This is a genomic window from Streptomyces sp. B1I3, from assembly GCF_030816615.1.
GTDB lineage: Bacteria > Actinomycetota > Actinomycetes > Streptomycetales > Streptomycetaceae > Streptomyces.
Genome location: NZ_JAUSYD010000001.1, coordinates 926,839 through 946,420 on the forward strand (window position 1 = coordinate 926,839; position 19,582 = coordinate 946,420).

Annotated in this window: 21 protein-coding genes; 8 read left to right on the top strand and 13 right to left on the bottom strand. The window is 72.6% G+C overall.

The window, feature by feature from the left end:
* Nucleotides 1-21 precede the first annotated feature (21 nt).
* From QFZ58_RS04615 to QFZ58_RS04625, 3 genes are all read left to right on the top strand, one after another.
* On the top strand, nucleotides 22-588 hold the full coding sequence (locus tag QFZ58_RS04615) for a hypothetical protein (RefSeq protein WP_307129093.1): 567 nt from the start codon (nucleotides 22-24) through the stop codon (nucleotides 586-588).
* 15 nt (nucleotides 589-603) lie between these two features.
* On the top strand, nucleotides 604-1,371 hold the full coding sequence (locus tag QFZ58_RS04620) for a hypothetical protein (RefSeq protein WP_307123605.1): 768 nt from the start codon (nucleotides 604-606) through the stop codon (nucleotides 1,369-1,371).
* A 183-nt stretch (nucleotides 1,372-1,554) separates the two neighbouring features.
* Nucleotides 1,555-2,091, top strand: a complete 537-nt coding sequence (locus QFZ58_RS04625) for a hypothetical protein (protein WP_307123606.1) — start codon at nucleotides 1,555-1,557, stop codon at nucleotides 2,089-2,091.
* A gap of 93 nt (nucleotides 2,092-2,184) precedes the next feature.
* On the opposite strand, the gene QFZ58_RS04630 is transcribed toward QFZ58_RS04625, so the two are convergent.
* Nucleotides 2,185-2,865 (bottom strand): hypothetical protein, encoded by a 681-nt coding sequence (locus tag QFZ58_RS04630; protein ID WP_307123607.1) that lies wholly within the window; start codon nucleotides 2,863-2,865, stop codon nucleotides 2,185-2,187.
* 326 nt (nucleotides 2,866-3,191) lie between these two features.
* Between QFZ58_RS04630 and QFZ58_RS04635 the strand changes: the two genes are divergently transcribed.
* A complete protein-coding gene (locus QFZ58_RS04635) occupies nucleotides 3,192-3,854 on the top strand; it encodes a class F sortase (RefSeq protein WP_307123608.1) in 663 nt (220 codons plus the stop codon).
* Nucleotides 3,855-3,926: 72 nt separating this feature from the next.
* On the opposite strand, the gene QFZ58_RS04640 is transcribed toward QFZ58_RS04635, so the two are convergent.
* On the bottom strand, nucleotides 3,927-4,772 hold the full coding sequence (locus QFZ58_RS04640; RefSeq protein WP_307123609.1) for a polysaccharide deacetylase family protein: 846 nt from the start codon (nucleotides 4,770-4,772) through the stop codon (nucleotides 3,927-3,929).
* Between the two features lie 166 nt (nucleotides 4,773-4,938).
* On the opposite strand from QFZ58_RS04640, the gene QFZ58_RS04645 reads away from it, so the two are divergent.
* Nucleotides 4,939-5,400, top strand: coding sequence for a universal stress protein (locus QFZ58_RS04645; protein ID WP_307123610.1), 462 nt, complete (start codon nucleotides 4,939-4,941; stop codon nucleotides 5,398-5,400).
* Between the two features lie 33 nt (nucleotides 5,401-5,433).
* On the opposite strand, the gene QFZ58_RS04650 is transcribed toward QFZ58_RS04645, so the two are convergent.
* Nucleotides 5,434-6,645 (bottom strand): CapA family protein, encoded by a 1,212-nt coding sequence (locus QFZ58_RS04650; protein ID WP_307123611.1) that lies wholly within the window; start codon nucleotides 6,643-6,645, stop codon nucleotides 5,434-5,436.
* A 257-nt stretch (nucleotides 6,646-6,902) separates the two neighbouring features.
* Here QFZ58_RS04650 and QFZ58_RS04655 point away from each other — a divergent pair, with 257 nt between their 5' ends.
* Nucleotides 6,903-7,472 (top strand): sigma-70 family RNA polymerase sigma factor, encoded by a 570-nt coding sequence (locus tag QFZ58_RS04655; protein ID WP_307123612.1) that lies wholly within the window; start codon nucleotides 6,903-6,905, stop codon nucleotides 7,470-7,472.
* Here the strand turns inward: QFZ58_RS04655 and QFZ58_RS04660 are convergent.
* Nucleotides 7,406-7,603, bottom strand: coding sequence for a zf-HC2 domain-containing protein (locus QFZ58_RS04660; protein ID WP_307123613.1), 198 nt, complete (start codon nucleotides 7,601-7,603; stop codon nucleotides 7,406-7,408). The genes QFZ58_RS04655 and QFZ58_RS04660 overlap by 67 nt on opposite strands.
* Nucleotides 7,604-7,714: 111 nt before the next feature.
* On the opposite strand from QFZ58_RS04660, the gene QFZ58_RS04665 reads away from it, so the two are divergent.
* Entirely contained in the window at nucleotides 7,715-8,245 is a 531-nt protein-coding gene (locus QFZ58_RS04665) for a hypothetical protein (RefSeq protein ID WP_307123614.1), read from the top strand.
* 14 nt (nucleotides 8,246-8,259) lie between these two features.
* Here QFZ58_RS04665 and QFZ58_RS04670 read toward each other — a convergent pair whose 3' ends face one another.
* From QFZ58_RS04670 to QFZ58_RS04685, 4 genes are all read right to left on the bottom strand, one after another.
* Nucleotides 8,260-9,447, bottom strand: a complete 1,188-nt coding sequence (locus QFZ58_RS04670; protein ID WP_307123615.1) for a sensor histidine kinase — start codon at nucleotides 9,445-9,447, stop codon at nucleotides 8,260-8,262.
* Between the two features lie 25 nt (nucleotides 9,448-9,472).
* Nucleotides 9,473-10,963 (bottom strand): cation acetate symporter, encoded by a 1,491-nt coding sequence (locus QFZ58_RS04675; protein ID WP_307123616.1) that lies wholly within the window; start codon nucleotides 10,961-10,963, stop codon nucleotides 9,473-9,475.
* Complete coding sequence (locus QFZ58_RS04680; protein WP_307123617.1) at nucleotides 10,960-11,322, bottom strand: hypothetical protein; 363 nt, start codon at nucleotides 11,320-11,322, stop codon at nucleotides 10,960-10,962. Before QFZ58_RS04680 ends, QFZ58_RS04675 begins: the two co-directional genes overlap by 4 nt.
* 63 nt (nucleotides 11,323-11,385) lie before the next feature.
* Entirely contained in the window at nucleotides 11,386-12,138 is a 753-nt protein-coding gene (locus QFZ58_RS04685; protein WP_307123618.1) for a LytTR family DNA-binding domain-containing protein, read from the bottom strand.
* A gap of 135 nt (nucleotides 12,139-12,273) precedes the next feature.
* On the opposite strand from QFZ58_RS04685, the gene QFZ58_RS04690 reads away from it, so the two are divergent.
* The gene (locus tag QFZ58_RS04690) at nucleotides 12,274-12,951 is read left to right on the top strand and encodes a zf-HC2 domain-containing protein (RefSeq protein WP_307123619.1); all 678 of its coding nucleotides are present in this window, start codon (nucleotides 12,274-12,276) and stop codon (nucleotides 12,949-12,951) included.
* Here QFZ58_RS04690 and QFZ58_RS04695 read toward each other — a convergent pair.
* The 5 genes from QFZ58_RS04695 to QFZ58_RS04715 form a co-directional block, all read right to left on the bottom strand.
* Nucleotides 12,944-13,804, bottom strand: a complete 861-nt coding sequence (locus QFZ58_RS04695; RefSeq protein WP_307123620.1) for an Fpg/Nei family DNA glycosylase — start codon at nucleotides 13,802-13,804, stop codon at nucleotides 12,944-12,946. The genes QFZ58_RS04690 and QFZ58_RS04695 overlap by 8 nt on opposite strands.
* 79 nt (nucleotides 13,805-13,883) lie before the next feature.
* Nucleotides 13,884-14,747 carry an amidohydrolase gene (locus QFZ58_RS04700; RefSeq protein ID WP_307123621.1) on the bottom strand — a complete coding sequence of 288 codons (864 nt, stop codon included), beginning with the start codon at nucleotides 14,745-14,747 and terminating at the stop codon, nucleotides 13,884-13,886.
* Nucleotides 14,744-15,763 carry an aldo/keto reductase gene (locus QFZ58_RS04705; protein ID WP_307123622.1) on the bottom strand — a complete coding sequence of 340 codons (1,020 nt, stop codon included), beginning with the start codon at nucleotides 15,761-15,763 and terminating at the stop codon, nucleotides 14,744-14,746. Before QFZ58_RS04705 ends, QFZ58_RS04700 begins: the two co-directional genes overlap by 4 nt.
* A gap of 139 nt (nucleotides 15,764-15,902) precedes the next feature.
* The gene (locus tag QFZ58_RS04710; RefSeq protein ID WP_307123623.1) at nucleotides 15,903-17,258 is read right to left on the bottom strand and encodes a wax ester/triacylglycerol synthase family O-acyltransferase; all 1,356 of its coding nucleotides are present in this window, start codon (nucleotides 17,256-17,258) and stop codon (nucleotides 15,903-15,905) included.
* 181 nt (nucleotides 17,259-17,439) lie between these two features.
* Nucleotides 17,440-19,506 carry a SpoIIE family protein phosphatase gene (locus tag QFZ58_RS04715; RefSeq protein WP_307123624.1) on the bottom strand — a complete coding sequence of 689 codons (2,067 nt, stop codon included), beginning with the start codon at nucleotides 19,504-19,506 and terminating at the stop codon, nucleotides 17,440-17,442.
* Between the last annotated feature and the right edge of the window lie 76 nt (nucleotides 19,507-19,582).

A 19,582-nucleotide genomic window follows, 5' to 3' on the forward strand; every position in this document is an offset into this window, starting at 1 on the left:
GCGGGGACCATGCTCCCCGGCGTGTACGGATCACGCATATCGCGGCTCGCGGCCGCCACCGCTCTGCTCTGGCTGCTCGCCGTACCCGCGCCCGCGGCCGGCGACTCCTGCGCGGTCGCCTCCATCGGGCAGGGGGAGGGCGGCTCGTCCGTCGCCGTCGCCGGCGACGGGGAGTGCGAGGCCGTCATCACCGAGCCCGAACCGCCCCCGCCGCCCCCGCCGCCTCCACCTCCCCCGCCCGAGCCCGAGACCCCACCGCCGCCTCCTCCCCCGCCGCCTCCCCCGCCGCCTCCGGCTCCCGCACCGCCCCCGCCGCCCCCGCCGCCCGCACCGGAACCCGCACAGGAACCCGAACCCGCACCACCGCCACCACCCCCGCCCCTGACCCCGACCCCGTCACCCTCGCCCTCACCCTCACCCTCGGTTCGGCCCGCCATTCCCGCCCCCGAGCCGGTCGCCCTGCCCACCTACCGCAAGCCGGCCCGCAAGGCACCCAGGTCCGGCTCCTCACTCGTCTCGCTCACCTTGGTGATCACCGCCCCCGCCGTCTTCGCCGTAGCAGTGCTGCGGCCCCGATCGTCCCGCTGACCGCGAAGGGAACCCATGTCGGAATGGCTCGTTCTGACCATCGCGATGGCCTCGGCCTGTGCCGTCGTCCTGACCATCGCCATCCTCAACAACCGCCGGATCGGCGACGACGACGACCCGTCGGAGACGCCCGACGTCATCGAGTACATGACGATGATGATCGGCGTGGTCTACGCGATCGTGCTCGGCCTGGCCATCGCGGGCGTCTGGGAGGGCCGCAGCGCCGCCCAGGAGTCGGTGCGCCTGGAGGCCCAGGCCCTGCACGAGGTCAGTGCACGCTCCGCGGTCTACCCGGCCGAGGTGCGCGACCGCATCCGCAAGGACGTCGACGCGTACGTGACCTATGTCGTCGGAGACGAGTGGCAGGCCATGACCGACCACGGCACCCTCACCGAGAAGGGCACCGAACTTCTCGACCGGGTACAGGCCGACGTCACGGAGTACGAACCCCGCACGGACCACGAGGGGCAGGCCTACCAGCCGCTGGTGGACCAGGTGGCCGCCGTGGACGACGCCCGTGGTGCGCGGGGGCAGAACGCCGGCGCGACGATGCCGGGAGTCGTCTGGTTCGGCCTCATCACCGGAGCCCTGGTGACCGTCGGGCTGATCTTCACGCTCCAGATCCGCAGAACCTTCCGTGAACTGCTGCTCGCCGGCCTCTTCAGCGTGCTGATCGCGTTTCTCCTCTTCCTCATCTGGGACTTCGACGCTCCCTTCGGCCGGGGCATCTCGGCCACGACCGCACCTTTCGTCGACCTGTTCCCGCACGCCACGGGTGGATAGCGCCGGGGCGCCGGTCCTGTTCCCCGGCCGATGCGCCGGCCGGGGGACAGGACTGCCCCATTCGCCTGACCCCGATCGCGGGTGGTATGGAGCACTCCTAGCGTTTCGGGCATCGAGGTGCATTTCCCACGCCGTGCGGAAATCGGTTCCGCGGCTGCTCCTCGGGGACCCGGAGGATTAACCATGCGCGCGATACGTGTCGCACCCGTCGCTCTGCTGGGCGCCGCCGCCTGCGCCCTGATGACACCGGCCGCATCGGCCCACGTGCTCACCGGCGGCACGTCCACCACCTTCACGCCGACCATCACCCCCTCGACGGTCGCGCCGGGAGGGCGGGTCACCCTCGGCGCCGTCGGCTGCACCAGCGATGCGACCGCGTCGTCGGGCGTGTTCGACACGGTCACGATCCCGCGCGGGAGGTCGGCCACCGCCACGGTCGACCAGAACGCCAGGCGGGGTGCCGTCCACCAGGTGACGTTCCGCTGCGGCACCACCACGCGGACGGCCAACCTCTCCATCACGGGCGGTGCCACCACCACCCCGACGACGGCACCCACCACCAGCTCCACCGCCACTCCCAGCGGTGTGCTGGGCGGGCTCGGCGGCAGCATCGACCCGGTGGACCCCGTGGAGATCGCCGCAGGCTCGGCACTCGTGACGGCCGCCGCGGCCGGCACCTTCTTCGCCCTGCGCAGGCGCCGCACCGGCCGTCAGCACTGACGGCACGGCTCCCCACCGCACGACGGTCGCCCCGGGTCCTGGTCCAGGACTCGGGGCGACGGGCGTATCGGGCCGGGCGGGAGGTCGGACGCCTCAGGCCGCCGCATTGCTCATCCGGCGACGGACGATGAAGACGGCACCACCCACGGCCGCCGCGGCGGCAAGACCGCCGCCTACCTGCATCTCCACGGAGCTCGGGCCGATGGAACCACCGAGACCGCCCTGTGCGCCCCGGCTGGGGAGCACGGTGAAGCGGGCCGTCGCGACCGGGTCGGTCTCGTTGCCACGGTTGCCACGGTCTCCGCCGTTGCCGCCATTGTTGCGGTCTCCGCCGTTGCCGCCGTTGCCGCCGTTGTTGCGGTCGCCGCCGTTGCCCGCGTTGTCGCGGTCACCGCCGTTGCCCCCGTCGCCGCCGTTGCCGCCGTTGCCGCCGCTTCCGAAGTTGTTGTCGCTGTCGTTGCACCTCACGGACAGGCTGTAGTGGCCGGGCGTCGCGTTGTCCCGGATGCGCGCCGTGGCATAGCCGACCCGGCCCGGCGACAGGTTCACCGTCGGGAACGCGTTCGACCAGACCTTGCCGCCGGAGCGGCCGCAGCCCTCGGCGCTGATCTGCAGGGTGGCGCCCTGGTGGACCGAGGACGGGTTGACGGTGACGTTGGTCGGAGCATTGTTCGGGTTGCTGCCCGGGCCGCCGCCCGCAGCGGCCAGCGGGGCAGCGAGCCCGACGGCCGCGAATGCGGTCGCGGTCACCGCGAGAGCGCGTGAAGCACGCATCGTTGAACCTCCATCGGGAAGCGCGCCCCGGAGCCTTGTTCTCCGGGATCAGTGGACGAGAACGCGTCCCATGACGAACCCTCACCAAATACCGCAGCCGACGCACTTCGGCACTGCTCCACCCCGGTGAGCCGACACGCCGTGGTGCGAGGTCAGGAACTGACGGAGTCGCAGGTCACAGAGCGTCAGAAGTTTTATCCGCTCATTACTCCGAAGAGAAGACGCCCGTGCGACGGCAGGACCGCCCGCCACCCGTTCGCCCCTCTCCGATCGCGGCCCGTGACCGGCGCACCTAGCCTGTGCGATGTCGCGACGAAGGGAGAACCATGGGCCGGGACCAGTGGGGCGCCGAGCGGAGCAGACGCACACCCTGGGGCGCCATCGCCCTGGTGATGCTCACCGGCATCGCCCTCATGCGCAACGGAGTGGACACCTCTGCCGGGCCGCCGCAACCGGCCGCCGCGGCATCGGTCGCCGGCGCCCGGGATCCGGCCACGGCGGCCCCCGTCGCCGGTGATCCGGTCCAGCCGCTCCCGTACGCCCCCGCCGCGCGCGTGCAGATCCCGTCCATCCAGGTCGACGCCCCCGTGATCGACGTGAACCTGGACCCGGCCGGCTGGATCGAGGCGCCTCCCCCGCAGGACCCGAACCTCGCCGGGTGGTACCAGAACGGCATCGCCCCAGGCCAGCGCGGGACGGCCGTGGTGGTCGGCCATGTCGACAACCTGGCCGGTCCCGCCGTCTTCTACGGTCTGGGCTCCCTGACCAAGGGACAGCAGGTGGAGGTGGAGCGCTACGACGGCAGGGTGGCGGTGTTCGAGATCTACGGCGTCGAGGTCTTCCCCAAGGACGGCTTCCCCGGCGCCCGGGTGTACGGCGACACCGGGTACGCCGAGCTCCGGGTCATCACCTGCGGCGGCGGCTACTCGAAGGCCGGCGGGTACGACGGGAACGTCGTGGTCTTCGCCCGGCTCGTCGAGACGCGGTAGCACGGGCCCGAAGGCACCCGAGGACGTCCACCGCGGACCCCGTACGGCCGGGCGGCCTCCGGTGCCCGGCCGTCACCCGCGGTGAGGGACCGTCGGCCGGTAGCCGTTCCCGAGCAGCGCGGGGAGGTACCGTCGCAGCGCCGCCACGCTCTGGGACCGGTTGCCGCCCGCGTCGTGCGAGAGGATCACGACGCCGGGGGCCGCGCCCCGCTCGACCCGGCGGACGATGGTGTCGGTTCCCGGCCTCGTCCAGTCCAGGCTGTCGACGGTCCAGGCCATCGGTTCCATGCCCATCGAGGCGCCGATCTCGAAGGAGTTGCGGTTCCAGGCGCCGTACGGGGCTCGGTACCAGAGGGGCGGGGCGCCCAGCGTCTGTTCGATCACGTCGCTGGTGCGGCCCAGTTCGTCCCTGATCGCGCTCCGCGAGAGCTCCGGGATCAGCGGGTGCGACCAGGAGTGGTTGCCCACCACGTGCCCGTCGTCCGCCATGACGCGCAGCAGGTCCCGGTGGTCGGTGGCCATCTCGCCGCAGACGAAGAACATCGCCCGGACGCCGTACCTGCGCAGCGTGGCGAGGACGTCCGGTGTGTATCGGGGGTCGGGGCCGTCGTCGAAGCTGAGCACCATGGCATCGCGCCCGAGCTCCGGCAGCTCCTCGAAGGGGCGGGTGCGGACCGGTGGCGGCGCGGGCAGGAAGCGGGGGGCACCGTGCCCGGTCATGGGTCTCAGCCGGTAGGCCCCGCCCCCGGTCTGCGCGCGGGCCGGCGGCCCGGCGACCGGGTCCGGCGGCTCTCCGCCCGGCCGGGCGGGCGTACCGGCCGGGTCCGCGGCGACCATGCGTACGGCGGTGGCGGCCCCGAGCGCGAGGGCGAGGCGCAGGAGCGTGCGGCGTCCGGCCGGGAGCTGATCATTTTTCATGACCAACTGCTCGCACGGAGTCCCATGCGGACCTGCCGACGACACCGGGTATGCGGCGATGTGCACCCGATGGGGCGAGTGGGGCGCGACGGCCCGCACGGGCATCCCGGGCCGGCCGGTGCCCCGGGCGACGACGCGGCCGGCGCGAGCGGCTAACCTCGTGGCCGTGACAGACCAGCAACGACACCGGTTCGAGCGCGGCACGGACGGCCCCAAAGTGATCGTCGCCGGCATCGACGGATCGGACTCCTCGATGCGTGCCGCGGCGTACGCGGCGGGCCTCGCCCGCCGTCAGAACGCGATGCTCGCCCTCGTCTACGTGCAGCCGGTGCTCTCGGCCGGCGCGGCCCTGGGGGCACCGGTGGCCGAGGCGACCGGTGACGTCGCCGAGGGGCTGGTGAACGAGATCAGGACGGCGACGGAGCGGCTCAAGGACATATGGAACGTGCGGTGGGAGTTCCACACCTTCCGCGGCGATCCGTACAACGGACTCGTGACGGCGGCGGACGAACTGAAGGCGGACGCCGTGGTGGTCGGGGCGTCGGAGTCCGCCGGGCACCGGTTCGTCGGATCGGTGGCGGTGCGGCTGGTGAAGGCCGGGCGCTGGCCGGTCACCGTGGTGCCGTGAGGCCCGCCCTGCCGCCTTCTCCGCGTCGCCGGGTCATTTTCCCCTGACGAGACCGTCCTGGGCCGCGCCCCGGCTGAGTACCACGCCGCTGATCCGGTCCCGGATCTCTCGTCGCCTGCCGGTGGGGTCCCCGTGCGGAGCGTCGAGTGCGGTGACGCGCCCGGTTTCGGTGTCGAACCACTGGGGCAGGAACTCGGCCTTCGTGACCTTCCAGCGCTCACCGGCTGCGGCAGGCGGCGCGAAGGTGAAGCGGCCCATCGAGCTCTCGTTTCCGCGCGGGTCCCGCACGCCCTCGTGGTTGATCATCGCACCGGCGATCTGGTCGCCCATGCCGTAGACGACCCACGTGCCGTTGACCTTCTCGTACGCCTGCGGGACATGCGCGTGGGTGCCCAGGACGAGGTCGATGTCGGGGCGCCCCGCCGTGGTGGAGGCCGTCAGCTCGCGTCCGAGTGCCAGCTGCGTGTCGTCGGGGGCGTCCTGCCATTCCGTACCCCAGTGCAGAGAGAGGACGACCACGTCGGCGCCCTCACGGCGGGCCGCACGGGCATCGGCGAGGATCCGGTTCCTGTCGATCAGGTTGACGGCCCAGGGACGCCCGGCGGGGAGCGGGATGTCGTTCGTGCCGTAGGTGTACGCGAGGTGGGCGACCTTCGCCGCCTTCTTGCCGGTGCCCGCCTTGAGCACGGTCGTCCGGCCGGCCTCGGACACGGAGCGGGCGGAGCCGGCGTGGGCGACGCCGGCCTTGTCCAGCGCGTCGAGCGTGCGCCCGATGCCCTGGGCCCCGTCGTCCAGGGTGTGGTTGGAGGCCGTGGAACAGGAGTCGAAGCCGGTGGCGCGCAGGGCCGTCGCCACCTCGGACGGCGAGCGGAAGGACGGGTAGCCCGTGTAGGGACCGCCGTCCTGGGCGTAGACCGTCTCCATGTGACAGATGGCCAGATCCGCACGCGAGACCAGAGGGGCGGCGCCCTTGAGCATCGGGCGGAAGTCGTATCCCCTTCCGCCGGCGTCGGCGGCCGCGCGTTCGATGATCGAGGAGTGCGGCAGGACGTCGCCCGAGGCCAGCAGGGTGAAGGTGCGGGCAGTGTCCGCTTCCCCGGCCCCCGCTCCGCCCACGCCCCGCTCTTCGGACAGCTGCCGCCCGGCGAACCCGGGTGGCGTGGACTGCTGGCCGGTACAGGCCGTCGCGGCGGCAAGCAGTCCGGCGACGGCGAGCACCGTGGCGTGTCGGATGCGGTGCGTCATCTGCGGGACTCCCAGTTCGGATGATATCGGCCATCCGAATACACATATATTCATACCGGCGAGTCAAGGGCAAAGAGGGCTAAGTACCTGAATCGGCCGTATCGCCGTCTCGTGACCGTTCACCGCACCACTCGCCGCTCCGTGCGACCGCTCGGCGCACACCTCGGCGCACCGCCTGTTCCCCCGCTCGCTGATGCGTTCGTATACGCCAGGCAGGAGCGAAGCGGCAGGGGCCGCTTCGGGAAAGGACGTGCACGATGACCACGGCGACGACCGATGAGCGGGCCCTCGCGGAGCTGCAGCGGGAACACGGGCCGGCCCTGTTCCACTTCCTGCTCGGGCTGACCTTCGGCGACCGCCAGCGGGCGGAGGACCTGCTGCAGGAGACCTTGGTGCGCGCCTGGCAGCACCCGGAGGCGTTCGACGCCCCGTACGACTCGATGCGCCCCTGGCTCTTCACCGTGGCCAGGCGCCTGGCCATCGACGCCCGCAGGTCCCGTCAGGCCCGGCCTACCGAGGTCAGCGACGTGGTCCTGGAGAGTGCGCCCGCGCGGGAGAACACCGCGGACGCGGCGGTACGCGCGCTCGACGTGCGCGAAGCCGTCAGGACGCTGAGCCCCGAACACCGCGCGGTCCTCGTACAGATCTACTTCCGCGGGCTGAGCGTGGGTGAGACGGCCCAGGCCCTCGGCATACCGGCGGGCACCGTCAAGTCCCGCTCGTACTACGCACTGCGGCTGCTCTCGCGCAACCTCCCCGGCTATTCCAGCAGGTCCTCCTCGTCGAGCAGCGAAAGCAGGCACACGGCCTCCGCGACCTCCACGTAGGCCGCGGCGCACCCGTCGCACCGCTGGAGGTGCCGGGCGACGGGGCCGGTCTCCTCCGCGGCCAGGGCGCCGAGCACGTACCCGCCCAGCAGCCGCACCACGTGGGGCTCGTCACCGCGGTCGGCGGTCATCACACCTCGAATCTCCCGACGGATCCTGCCCTTCTGCCCACGCGGGGCACGCGCCCCCGGTTCAATGCTGCGTGAAGCCCCGTACCGAGTCGAAGGAAGAGGCGAGACGGGATGCGTCCCGAACAGCACGACGGAACCAGCGGGGGCCGGCTGCTGGTCCCGATGGACTGGATGTACGCCGAGTACCTCGCGGACGAGGTGCTCGTGACCGGTGACCTGATGGAGCCGGCGACGCTCGAGTACCGCGCGGGTCGCGATGCCCTGGCCCTGACGGTCTTCCTCTCGGACGGGGTGGTACTCGTCCCCCACGCGGCGGTCGCCGACGCGCTGCCCGCGGCCCGGGTGGACGAACTGCGCCTGCTCACCGCGTACGGAACGCCCTGGACGCGGTGGGTCTGCGAGCGGCTGGAGGCGCGGGCGCGGTCGGTGCTGCCGGGCGGCCGGCCGGATCCCGATCTGGCGCTGGCGCGTGCGGCCTGGCGGTGGCTCGAGGAGACGGAGCTGCTGGCGGCGGATCTGGAGGCGATCGGCGCGCCGCGCCGGGATCACCCGGCGGACGAGCAGGACGGCGAGGCGCGGGTGTGGACGCCCGCCTGGCAGCTCGGCCTGCCGCTGGGGCACCTGGCGGTCCATCTGTACTGAGCACTGCGGCCGGATCACGAACCGTGGACGCCCGCACGGTACTTGGGCAACCGCAGGGTGATCTTCATGCCCGCCCCGAGGCCCGTCTCGATGACGAGCCCGTACGCGTCGCCGTACACCTGCCGCAGCCGCTCGTCCACGTTGAGCAGGCCGATCCCGGAGGAGATGCCGCCCTCCCCGCGCAGGATCCGCCGCAGCCGCTCCGGCTCCATCCCGGCGCCGTCGTCCTCGATGACGACCTCGGCCTCGGCACCGGCGTCCAGGGCGCTGATGGTGATGCGGCTGCTGCGCACCGCACCCTCCAGCCCGTGCTTGACCGCGTTCTCGACCAGCGGCTGGAGGCAGAGGAACGGCAGGGAGACGGGGAGCACCTCCGGGGCCACCTGCAGGGTCACGGAGAGCCGTTCGCCGAACCGGGCCCGTACGAGCGCCAGGTACTGGTCGATGGAGTGGAGTTCGTCGGCCAGCGTGGTGAACTCGCCGTGCCTGCGGAACGAGTAGCGGGTGAAATCGGCGAACTCCAGGAGCAGTTCACGCGCCTGTTCGGGATCGGTCCGGACGAAGGAAGCGATGGCGGCGAGCGAGTTGAAGATGAAGTGCGGCGAGATCTGGGCCCGCAGCGCCTTGATCTCGGCCTCGATGAGCTGGGTGCGGGAGCGGTCGAGCTCGGCGAGTTCCAGCTGTACGCAGACCCATCGGGCCACCTCCCCCGCCGCCCGCGCGAGCACGGCCGATTCGCGGGGGGCGTACGCCACGAGCGTACCGAGCACCCGGTGGTCGACCGTCAACGGGACCGCGACCGCCCAGCGGAGCGGGCAGTCCAGGTCACCGCAGTCGCTGTGGAAGGCGGTGTCCCGGCCGCTGGCGAGGAGCGCCTGGACCTGGTCCATCACGTCCTTGCCGTGGTAATCCCCCTCGCCGTCCCACGCGAGCACCCGGTCGCGGTCGGTGAGGCAGAGGGCGTCGGTGCCGAGCAGCGAGCGGAGCCGGCGCGCCGATCTGCCGGCGCTCTCCTCGGTCAGTCCGGCGCGCAGCGGGGGCGCGGCCAGGGAAGCCGTGTGCAGGGTCTCGAACGTGGCGTGCTCGACGGGGGTACCGACATCGCTGGTGCGCACCGGGCGGGCCGTGCGGCCCAGCAGGAAGCCGGTCCCGAAGAGCAGTAGGGCGAGCACGGTGATGACGGCGATCCCGGCCCCGGTCATCGTCCGGCCTCCGTGCGGGTGGCCGTCATCGTCCTCTTCCCGAGGTCAGCGCTTCCGGCAGGTGGAAGCGGGACATGGCGGCGTTGGTGCCCGGCGGTATCCGTCCCGGGGTGGCGAGGGAGACCAGGATCATGGCGAGGAAGCCGACCGGTACGGACCAGACCGCGGGCCAGGCGAGCAGGGCGTGCGGCCAGCCCGGCGGCCGGACCGCGCCGCTGACGGTGATCGCCACGGACAGCAGCGCGGAACCCCCGCCGAGCAGCAGCCCCGCGATCGCCCCGGGCGGGGTGAGCCGGCGCCACCAGATGCCGAGGACGAGCAGGGGACAGAACGACGAGGCGGAGACCGCGAACGCCATCCCGACGGCGTCGGCCACCGGCACCCTGCCGACCAGCAGCGACCCGGCCAGCGGTACGGCGATGGCGAGGACGGTGGCCAGCCGGAAGTGCCGTACGCCCCGCGAGGGCAGGACGTCCTGCGTGATCACTCCGGCGACGGCCATGGTGAGCCCGGACGCCGTGGAGAGGAACGCGGCGAACGCGCCGCCCGCGACGAGCGCGCCGAGCAGGTCACCGCCGAGACCGCCGATCACCCGGGCGGGCAGCAGCAGCACGGCGGCGTCGGAGTCGCCGCCGTGGATGAGCTCGGGTGCGTACAGCCTGCCCAGCGCCCCGTACACCGGGGGCAGCAGGTAGAACGTGCCGACCAGGGCGAGGACCGCGACGGTGGTCCGGCGGGCGTCTCGGCCGTTGGGGCTGGTGTAGAAGCGCACCACGACGTGGGGCAGGCCCATCGTGCCGAGGAAGGTCGCCACGATCAGTCCGTACGTCGCGTAGAGCGGGTGGTCGGCGCGGAAGGCCGAGACCTGGTCGTCGAAGCTGACGCGGGGCTGTCCGTCGCCGCGCCAGGCCAGCACCAGGAAGACCGCCGGGACGAGGAGCGCGGTGAGCTTCAGCCAGTACTGGAACACCTGGACGAAGGTGATCGAGCGCATGCCGCCCGCCGCGACGGCGATCACCACGACCGAGGCGACGAGGACGTCGCCGAGCCAGCCGGGCGCTCCTGTGAGGGTTTTCAGGGTGAGGCCGGCGCCCTGGAGCTGCGGTACGAGGTACACCCAGCCCGCGCCGACCACGAAGACGCTGACCAGCCTGCGCACCTCCCGCGACTCCAGGCGCCCTTCGGCGAAGTCCGGCAGGGTGTACGCCCCGGAGCGGCGCAGCGGAGCGGCCACGAAGACCAGCAGCACGAGGTATCCGGCGGTGTAGCCGACCGGGTACCAGAGCATGTCGGGGCCGTGCACGAGGACCAGCCCGGCGATACCGAGGAAGGAGGCCGCCGAGAGGTACTCGCCGCTGATCGCCGCGGCGTTGAGCCGCGGCCGTACGGTGCGGGAGGCGACGTAGAAGTCGGATGTGGTGCGGGAGATCCGCAGCCCGAATCCGCCGACGAGGACGGTGGCGAGGACGACGAGGGCGACCGCCACCACCGATGCCGGATGGCCGGGTGCGCTCACGGTGCGGGGAGGCCTTCCACGAGCCTGGCGAAGTCGCGCTCGTTGCGTTCCGCACGACGTACGTACCACCAGGCGGTCACCGTGAGCGGCGGATAGGTGGCGAAGCCGAGCACCGCCCAGACGACGGCGTCGCTGTGCAGGGCCTCGAAGACCAGGGGCAGGGTGCCGGCCACCAGGGCGAGGACGGCGAAGGCGGTGAGCCCCGCACGGAGCTGACTGCGCATCAGCGAGCGCACGTAGGCGCCGCCGAGCGCCGTCTGCTCGTCGATCTCCGACTGGGCACGGTAGCGGGGCAGCGGACGCACCCGTCGCGGCTCCCCCGTGACCACTTCGCGCCGGGGCGTGCTCTCTGCGGACATGGGCTCGGAGTGTAGGCGCCACGGGGGGCGCCTGGGAAGGGGTCGCAGCGAGGTAGGCGCAGGTCAGCGGCCGGTCTGCCGCATCAGGAGGTCACGCAGGGCCCGGGTGTGACGACGGCTGACCGCGAGCTCCGCCTCCCCGATGCGCACGCTCATGCTGCCCGCGTCGAGCCGTAGCTCGTCGATGCGGTTCAGCGCGACGAGATGGCGCCGGTGGATGCGCACGAAACCCCGGGACCGCCAGCGTTCCTCGAGGGTGGTGAGCGGGATCCGGACGAGGTGGCTGCCCGTGGCGGTGTGCAGCCGGGCGTAGTCGCCCTGCGCCTCGGCGTACGCGATGTCCTCGACGGGGACGAACCGGATGACCCCGCCGAGTTCGACCGCGATCTGGTCGGCCGCGCTGTCGTGGACGGGTGCGGAGCGTTCGCCGACCTGTTCGGCGACGCGGCGCACGGCTTCGGCCAGGCGCTCCCGGCGCACGGGTTTGAGCACGTAGTCGACGGCCTTGAGGTCGAAGGCGTGCACGGCGAAGCCTTCGTGGGCGGTGACGAAGACGATGAGAGGGGGCGCTGCGAAGCCGGCCAGGAGCTGCGCCACGTCGAGTCCGGTGAGACCGGCCATGTGGATGTCCAGGAAGACGACGTCGATGGCCGACGGGTCCTCCGGTCCGGCGTCGACGGCGCCACCGATGCGTCGCAGCGCCTCGGTGGCCCCCGTGGCCCCTTCGGCGCTCCGGATGCGGGGGTCGGCGCGCAGGAGGTAGAGCAGTTCCTCCAGGGCGGGCTCTTCGTCGTCGACGGCCAGTACTCGCAGCATGAGCCCGGAGTGTACGACCTGGGGCGTGACGGCCAGAGGGCGCCGGGAGCCCACTCGCTCCGTGCGCCGGGTCGTCGGGGCTTCCCATGGTGCGGTGGCCTGAGTGATACCCGGTTTCGCCGCGTACCTGAGGGCATGCGCCCCACCGAATGCCCTCAGGACGCCGCAGCCTACGCGCTCGGTGTGCTGGGTGCCGCCGACGCCTTCCGCTTCGAGGAGCACCTGGCCGGGTGTACCGCGTGCGCGGTCCGGGTGGGGCAGTTCGGGGTGGTGGCGGACCGGCTGGCGGCGTACGCGGAGCTGCTGCCTGCGGGGGCCGCCCCGGTGGAGGCTCCCGGCCCCCAGCTGCTGGGCCGGCTGGTCGCCGCGGTCGCGGCCGGGCGCCGCACGTCGCGTAGGCGGCGGCTGGCACTCGTGGCGGCTGCCGTGGTGCTCGGCGTCGGCGGGCCGGCGGCGGTGGCCGGCACGCAGGGCGGGCCACCGGGGCGGGCGGTGCAGGAGCGGTGGACCGGGGCGGGGGCGCAGCCCGAACCGGCGGTGCGCGCGGTGGTGACGACGGGTGCGCGGGAGTGGGGTACGGACGTCGGTCTCGAGGTGGCGGCGCGGGTCCCGGAGCCGGGGGTGTGCGCGCTGGTCGCTGTGGGGCGGGACGGCAGTGAGCAGACGGTGAGCACCTGGTCGGCGGGCGGGGGCGGCGGGCAGCGGGTGACGCTGCGGGGCGGCGCGGCGCTGCGGCCGGCGGACATCGATCACTTCGAGGTGCGGGCCGGGGACGGCCGCCGGCTGGCGACGGTGACCCGCTCGGCTACTTGAGCAGGCGGGACAGGCGGCGGTCGGCGAGGGGCTTCCCGCCGGTCTGGCAGGTGGGGCAGTACTGCAGCGAGGAGTCGCTGAACGACACCTCCAGTACGGTGTCACCGCAGACGGGGCAGGCCTGTCCGGCGCGGCCGTGGACGCGCATGCCGCTCTTCTTCTCCGCCTTGAGCTTCCCGGCCGCGACACCGCGGGAGCGTTCCACGGCCTCCTGGAGGGTGGTGCGCAGGGCGGTGTGCAGGTGGGTGATGTCGTCGTCGCCGAGGCTGGTGGTGAGCTTGAAGGGCGACATCTTCGCGACGTGCAGGATCTCGTCGCTGTAGGCGTTGCCGACGCCCGCGATCAGCGACTGGTCCCGGAGGGCCCCTTTGATCTGCCGGCGCACGCCGCCGAGCAGCCGGGCGAACGCCTCGCGGTCGAAGGAGTCGGCCAGGGGGTCGGGGCCGAGACGTGCGACGCCGGGCACCTCCGCCGGGTCGCGCACCAGGTGTACGGCGAGGCGCTTGGTGGTGCCCATCTCGGTCAGGTCGAAGCCGTCGCCGCCGGTGAGAACCGTGCGCAGGGCCAGGGGCCCCTTGCCCGGCCGCGGCGGGGCCGTGGGGAAGCCGTCCTTCCACTGCAGCCAGCCGGCCCGGGCCAGGTGGATGATCAGGTGGAGGCCTCCGGCCGTGATGTCCAGGAACTTGCCGTGGCGGGCCATGGCGGTGACGGTGGCTCCCTCCAGGGCGGTGAGCGGTGGGTCGTACGTCTTGAGGACGCTGATCGCGAGGGGCAGGACGCGGGCGATCTCCTTGCCGACGAGGTGGTCGTCGAGGAAGTCCCGCAGGGCTTCGACTTCCGGCAGTTCGGGCATGACTCCAGCCTGCCGCAGCGGTCCGGCGGATGCCTGCCGGACGGCACACGGCACACGGCACACGGCACACGGCACACGGTCAGGATGTGCGCAGGCCGTAGACGCGGCGGGCGGTCCCGGCGAAGACGGAGCGCACTCCGTCGTCGCCGAGACGGCCGGTGAGCGTGCGTGCCGCGCCGACGACGTCGGCGTACGGAGCGGCGAGCAGGCACACCGGCCAGTCGGAGCCGAACATCAGACGGCCGGGGCCGAAGGCGTCGATCATCGTGTCGGTGTACGGCCGCAGGTCCTCGACGGTCCAGGAGCGGGGGTCCGCCTCGGTGACCAGGCCGGAGAGTTTGCAGGCGGTGTTGGGCAGCGCGGCCAGCGCCCGCAGGCCGTCGGCCCACGGGTGCGTGCGCCGCTGGGCCACCGGCGGTTTGCCCGCGTGGTCGAGGACGAAGGTGAGCCCGGGCACGAGCGCCGCGGCACGGGCCGCGGCGGGCAGGTGGACCGGCCGGACGACGAGGTCGTAGACGAGTCCGGCGTCGGCGACGGCCCGGAGCCCTCGCAGGACGTCGGGGCGCAGCAGCCATTCGGGGTCGGGTTCGCTCTGGACCTGGTGGCGGACGCCGACGAGCCGGTCGCCGCCGGGCAGTTCGCGGAACCCCGCGAGGGTGTCTGCGACGTCCGGTGCGGTGAGGTCGGTCCAGCCGACGACACCCGCGACGAGGTGGTCGGCGGCGGCGAGCGCGAGGAGCTCGGGGGTCTCCTCGGGGGCGGTGACGGTCTGGACGAGGACGGTGGCGCCCACGCCTGCGGCGCGGGCGTCGGGCTTCAGGTCGTCGAGGGCGAAGGTGCGGCGCAGCGGGGCCAGGTGCTCGCCGCCGAGCCAGTCCTGGGCTCGTACGGTCAGGTCCCACACGTGGTGGTGGGCGTCGACGATGCGCGGGGACGGCGTCACGTGCCGGACCCCGGGTGGTCGCCCGCTCCCGGGGAGGGCCGGCAGGCGTCCAGGAGCCCTTCGGTGCGCAGGTCGTCCCAGAGTGCGTCCGGCACGGGTGTGCGGAGCAGGGCGGCGGCGTCCCGTACCTCGTCGGCCGAACGGGTTCCGACGAGGACTCCCGCGACGGCCGGGTGACCGAGCGGGTGATGCAGCGCGGCGGCCCGCAGCGGGACTCCGTGCTTCTCCGTCACGGCCTTGATGCGCAGAGCCCGTTCGACGAGGGGGGCGGGGGCCGCGGCATAGTCGTACGTCGCTCCGGGGCGCGGGTCGGCGAGCAGTCCGGAGTTGAAGACGCCTCCGACGACGACGCTGCGTCCCCGCGAGGCGGCCTCGGGCAGCAGGGTGTCGAGTGCGCTGCGGTCGAGGAGGGTGAAGCGGCCGGCGCACAGGACGACGTCCACGTCTGTGTCGCGCACGAAGCGGGTGAGCATGGCGGTCTGGTTCATGCCGGCGCCGATGGCGCCGACCATGCCTTCCGCGCGCAGCTTCTCCAGAGCCGGATACCCCTCGCGGAACGCCGCCTCCTCGTGGTCGTCGGGGTCGTGGAGGTAGACGACGTCCACGCGGTCGAGGCCGAGCCGTTCGAGGCTGTCCTCCAGGGACCTGCGGATGCCGTCGCCGCTGAAGTCCCAGCGGCGGCGGTGGGTGTGCGGGACGGCGAACCCTTCCGACAGTCCGTCGGACGCCGCCGCCTCCGCGGCCGTCAGTGGCTCCAGTACCCGGCCGGCCTTCGTGGAGACCGCGTACGCGTCCCTGGGGTGTGCGCGCAGGGCCTCGCCGAGGCGGCGTTCGGACAGCCCGGTCCCGTAGTGCGGTGCCGTGTCGAAGTAGCGGACGCCCTCCTGCCACGCCGCGTCGACGGCGGCGGCGGCCTGTTCGGCTCCGACCTCGGTGAAGAGGTTGCCGATGGCCGCCGCACCGAAGGACAGTTCGGTGATCTCCACCGGACTGCGTCCGAGCCTGTTGCGCCGCATGCTGAGCCGCCCTCACCGGTGATCGTTACCCGTCCGGAGGGCCATATTCATCGGGTCACTCGGAGGCGTCAACCCCCTCGGCACCGTGACAGCGGGGTGTACCGCGGCGAACAGTCCGATCTCTGACCGAAATCGGCCCTCAGGCCGGAGCAGGCACCGTGGGCAGGAGGGAGCCGAGTTCGCGCAATTCGTCGTGGACCGCCGACGACAGCCGGTCGAGATCGGGCAGCGCCTTGCCGTCGGCCACGAGACCGACCTGAACCTGACCGCCGTACGTGGACAGGGCGATGGCCAGCGACTGCCCGCGGGCCAGCGGGGCCATCGGGTAGACGGCGCGCAGCGGGCAGCCGCCGAGCGAGAGCGCCGAGCGCGGCAGCGGCACGCTGGTGACCAGGATGTCGAAGAGCATCCGGGCCGCGCTACCGGCCAGCGGCGCACCGAAGCGGTGCGCCAGCGCGGGCAGTTGATCGGCCAGTACGGCGAGGGCACCCGCACCGCGCATCGGCCCCGCGGCCTTGTTGCGCTCCATGGCCGTGCGCACCAGTCGCAGCCGCTCCCGGGCGTCTGGTTCGCCCACCGGGAGGTCGAGCAGGTAGGCGGAGAGCCGGTTGCCGGTGACGGCGCCGCCCGGCCTGCGCCGGGAGACGGGGACGAGTGCACGGGGGTCGGCGGCGGGAAGATCTCCCCGCCCGAGCATCCAGCGCCGCAGCGCTCCGGCGACCACTGCGAGCAGCACGTCGTTGGCGGTGCCGCCCTCGGCCCGGCGGATCCGCTGGACCGCCCCGGCGTCGAGATCCACGGTGGCCAGGCGCCGGGTGCCGCTGGAAGTCGCGGTCAGGGCGGTCGTCCCGCGCAGATCCAGGCGGCTGGCCCGTACCACCGAGGCGCCGACACCGAGCGCCCGGCCGACGTCCCCGATCCGGTCGAGGGCCATCCCCGCCACCTCGTACGGGCCGGGCAGCCAGGGGCGCGGGGGCAGCGGTGCCCGGCGGCGCACCGCTCCGCGGCCGGTGCCCGCGGCCGCGACCTGGTCGAAGATGCCGGCGCCGATGGCGACGGCCCGCATGCCGTCGGCCAGGGCGTGGTGCAGCTTGACGAGCACCGCGAACGGGCCGTCCCCGGCACCGTCGAGCAGGTACATCTGCCAGGGGGGCCGGCCCCGTTCGAGCGGCTGTTCCATGAGTTCACCGGCGAGCCGCGTGGCCTCGGCCATGAAGTCACCCCGGCCGAGCACCGCGCGCCGGACGTGGCGGTGCACGTCGAAGTCCTTGTCGGCGAACCAGGCGGCGCCGCCCACCGGCAGCAGCACATCCCGCACCCGCATCCGCAGTCGTGGAATGGCGGCGGCGCGGGTGCCGAGGAGTTCCAGCAGGTCCTGCCGGGTGACTCCGGCCACCGGGGAGAAGACCGCGAGCGCGCCGAGGTGCATCGGATGGGTGTCGGATTCGAGGTGCCAGAAAGCCAGATCAAGAGGTGCCAGTAGCTCGGTACTCAACAGGGCCTCGCGTCATCGACAGGAGAACTGCGGGATCGCAGTCAATCGCTGATGGTCGGTTACAGACAAGCATCGACATATTACGTACTGTTACAGTCTCACACGCTGGTGAACGCACCACCGGCACCGATCACCGATCCACGCTCAGGACGCCTTTCCGTACGCCGGCGCCCGCCCGTGCTCATCCGTGCTCGGGGATGGCGAACTCGCACCACACGGATTTGCCGTTGCCTCGCGACTCCACCCCCCAGATGTCGGCCAGTCGGTCGACGAGCATGAGTCCCCGGCCCGACACGCCCGACTCCCCCACGTCCCTGCGGCGCGGCAGCGCGCTGGACCGGTCCTCGACATCGACCCGCAGGCGCCTGCCGGCACCGGTGAGCATCCGGATGGTGACGATCGCGCCGCCGTCGGTGTGCACCAGCGCGTTGGTGATCAGCTCGTCCGCCGCCAGCTCGATCTCGTCCGTCCGGTCCTTCGCACCCCAGGCGCGCACCGCCGCCCGGATCATGTGACGGGACGACGTCAGCGCCTCCGGGTCGTTCTGCGCGACGTGCTGCTGGAGCCGGCCGCCCGGGTGCGGCGCGTAGGCGGCGTCGCGGCGCAGGAGGAGCACCGCCACGTCGTCGTCACCGCCGCGCTCGTCGACGACCTCACAGAGCCGGTCGGCCAGCCGCTGGAGGTCCCGCGGGCCGTCGCTCACCATCGCCGTCAGCAGCCGCATGCCCGCGTCGAAGTCCTCGCCCGGCAGTTCCACCAGCCCGTCGGTGTACAGGACGATGGTCTGGCCGGGATCCAGGTCCACGGTGTTGACGGGGTATTCGAGCCGCCCGAACTCGACGGAGAGGCCCAGGGGCAGTCCCCCTTCGGCGCTCAGTTTGCGGCAGCTTCCGTCGACGTCCCGCACGAGCGGTTCGACGTGCCCCGCGCGCACGAGCTGCACCACTCCGGTGATCGGGTCCACCTCGGCGTACGAGCAGGTCGCGAACCGGTCGGTGTCGAGTTCGTGGAGGAAGACGGAGGCCCTGGCCATGACCGTGGCGGGGCTGTGCCCTTCGGCGGCGTAGGCCCGCAGGACGATGCGCAGCTGCCCCATGACCGCCGCCGCGTGCGTGTCGTGGCCCTGTACGTCCCCGATGACGGCTCCGACCCGGCCGTTGGGCAGCGGAATGATGTCGTACCAGTCGCCGCCGATGTCCCGCCCGAGCCGTGCCGAGCGGTAGCGGACGGCGACCTGGGCACCGGCCACCTCGGGGATCCGCCGCGGCAGCATCGCCTGCTGCAGACCCTCGGCGAGGTCGTGTTCCTGCTCGTAGAGCATGGCCCGCTGCAGGCTCTGGGCGATCGAGCTGCCGAGCGCCACCAGCAGATTGCGCTCGTCGCCCGTGAAACCCGCCTTGTTGCCGTAGAGCAGGCCGAGCGCGCCGATCGGGCGGGCCTGGGCGATGAGCGGGAGGTAGGCGGCTGCGGTGATACCGAGATGGCTGATGTGGGGCCACAGGAGCGGGTACGAGGCGGCGAAGTCCTCGGCCGACTCGATGAAGCGGGGCGCGAGGGTGCGGATCACCTCACTCATCGGGTAGTCGTCGTCCGTGCGGGTGAAGCGGGTACCGGGCACATAGGCCCCTTCGGGCCCGTCCGCCACCAGGTGGATGCGCCCTGACTCCAGGAGGCCCATGACCAGGCTCGTGGCGCCGAGGTGCGCCAGGCCCTGGGAGTTCTTCAGCACGTCGGTGACGTCCCTGACGGTCCGCGCGTGGGCCAGGGCGGCCGTGGCGCCCTCGACCAGGCTGGTGCGGCGCCGGCGCTCCTCGTCCACGGTCCGGCGGGCAGTGGAGTCGGCGAGTTCCTGCGTGGCGTCGCGGACGATCCCGATGATGCGGCGGGGCCTGCCGGTGCCGTCCCGGCGGATGAAGCCCTGCGTATGGGTCCACTGCAGGGATCCGTCGCGTCGGGCCCTGCGGAAGTAGGCGCCGTAGTTGCTCAGGCCGCTCTTGAGGGCCTGCGAGACCATGCGGTCCAGCCGCTCGGCCTCGTCGGCCGGAACACGCGGGGCGAGGGATGTGGGGCGGTTGTCGTACTCCTCGGGGCGAAGATCGAACACGTCGAGGGCGGGCTGGTCCATGTGCATGAGACCGCTGTCCAGATCCCAGTCGAAGCTGCCCATTCGGTTCAGGGCGAGGCTGAGGTCCGGGTGGGCGGGCCAGTCGTCCGGGAGTGACAGGGCACCCGCAACCCGATCATCCATGTGCGCCACTCTGCCATTATTTGTCCGATTCTTCGACTGTGCGCACCGCCTTGAACGCGTTCAAGAAAGCCTCTAC

Bases quoted from the DNA above. Each gene is read 5' to 3' on its own strand.
- QFZ58_RS04665 (WP_307123614.1), top strand. From the start codon at position 7,715: ATGCGTCCCGAACAGCACGACGGAACCAGCGGGGGCCGGCTGCTGGTC.
- QFZ58_RS04650 (WP_307123611.1), bottom strand. From the start codon at position 6,645: ATGACGCACCGCATCCGACACGCCACGGTGCTCGCCGTCGCCGGACTG.
- QFZ58_RS04690 (WP_307123619.1), top strand. From the start codon at position 12,274: ATGCGCCCCACCGAATGCCCTCAGGACGCCGCAGCCTACGCGCTCGGT.
- QFZ58_RS04680 (WP_307123617.1), bottom strand. From the start codon at position 11,322: ATGTCCGCAGAGAGCACGCCCCGGCGCGAAGTGGTCACGGGGGAGCCG.
- QFZ58_RS04625 (WP_307123606.1), top strand. From the start codon at position 1,555: ATGCGCGCGATACGTGTCGCACCCGTCGCTCTGCTGGGCGCCGCCGCC.
- QFZ58_RS04640 (WP_307123609.1), bottom strand. From the start codon at position 4,772: ATGAAAAATGATCAGCTCCCGGCCGGACGCCGCACGCTCCTGCGCCTC.
- QFZ58_RS04670 (WP_307123615.1), bottom strand. From the start codon at position 9,447: ATGACCGGGGCCGGGATCGCCGTCATCACCGTGCTCGCCCTACTGCTC.
- QFZ58_RS04655 (WP_307123612.1), top strand. From the start codon at position 6,903: ATGACCACGGCGACGACCGATGAGCGGGCCCTCGCGGAGCTGCAGCGG.
- QFZ58_RS04630 (WP_307123607.1), bottom strand. From the start codon at position 2,865: ATGCGTGCTTCACGCGCTCTCGCGGTGACCGCGACCGCATTCGCGGCC.
- QFZ58_RS04660 (WP_307123613.1), bottom strand. From the start codon at position 7,603: ATGACCGCCGACCGCGGTGACGAGCCCCACGTGGTGCGGCTGCTGGGC.
- QFZ58_RS04715 (WP_307123624.1), bottom strand. From the start codon at position 19,506: ATGGATGATCGGGTTGCGGGTGCCCTGTCACTCCCGGACGACTGGCCC.
- QFZ58_RS04685 (WP_307123618.1), bottom strand. From the start codon at position 12,138: ATGCTGCGAGTACTGGCCGTCGACGACGAAGAGCCCGCCCTGGAGGAA.
- QFZ58_RS04620 (WP_307123605.1), top strand. From the start codon at position 604: ATGTCGGAATGGCTCGTTCTGACCATCGCGATGGCCTCGGCCTGTGCC.
- QFZ58_RS04695 (WP_307123620.1), bottom strand. From the start codon at position 13,804: ATGCCCGAACTGCCGGAAGTCGAAGCCCTGCGGGACTTCCTCGACGAC.
- QFZ58_RS04705 (WP_307123622.1), bottom strand. From the start codon at position 15,763: ATGCGGCGCAACAGGCTCGGACGCAGTCCGGTGGAGATCACCGAACTG.
- QFZ58_RS04635 (WP_307123608.1), top strand. From the start codon at position 3,192: ATGGGCCGGGACCAGTGGGGCGCCGAGCGGAGCAGACGCACACCCTGG.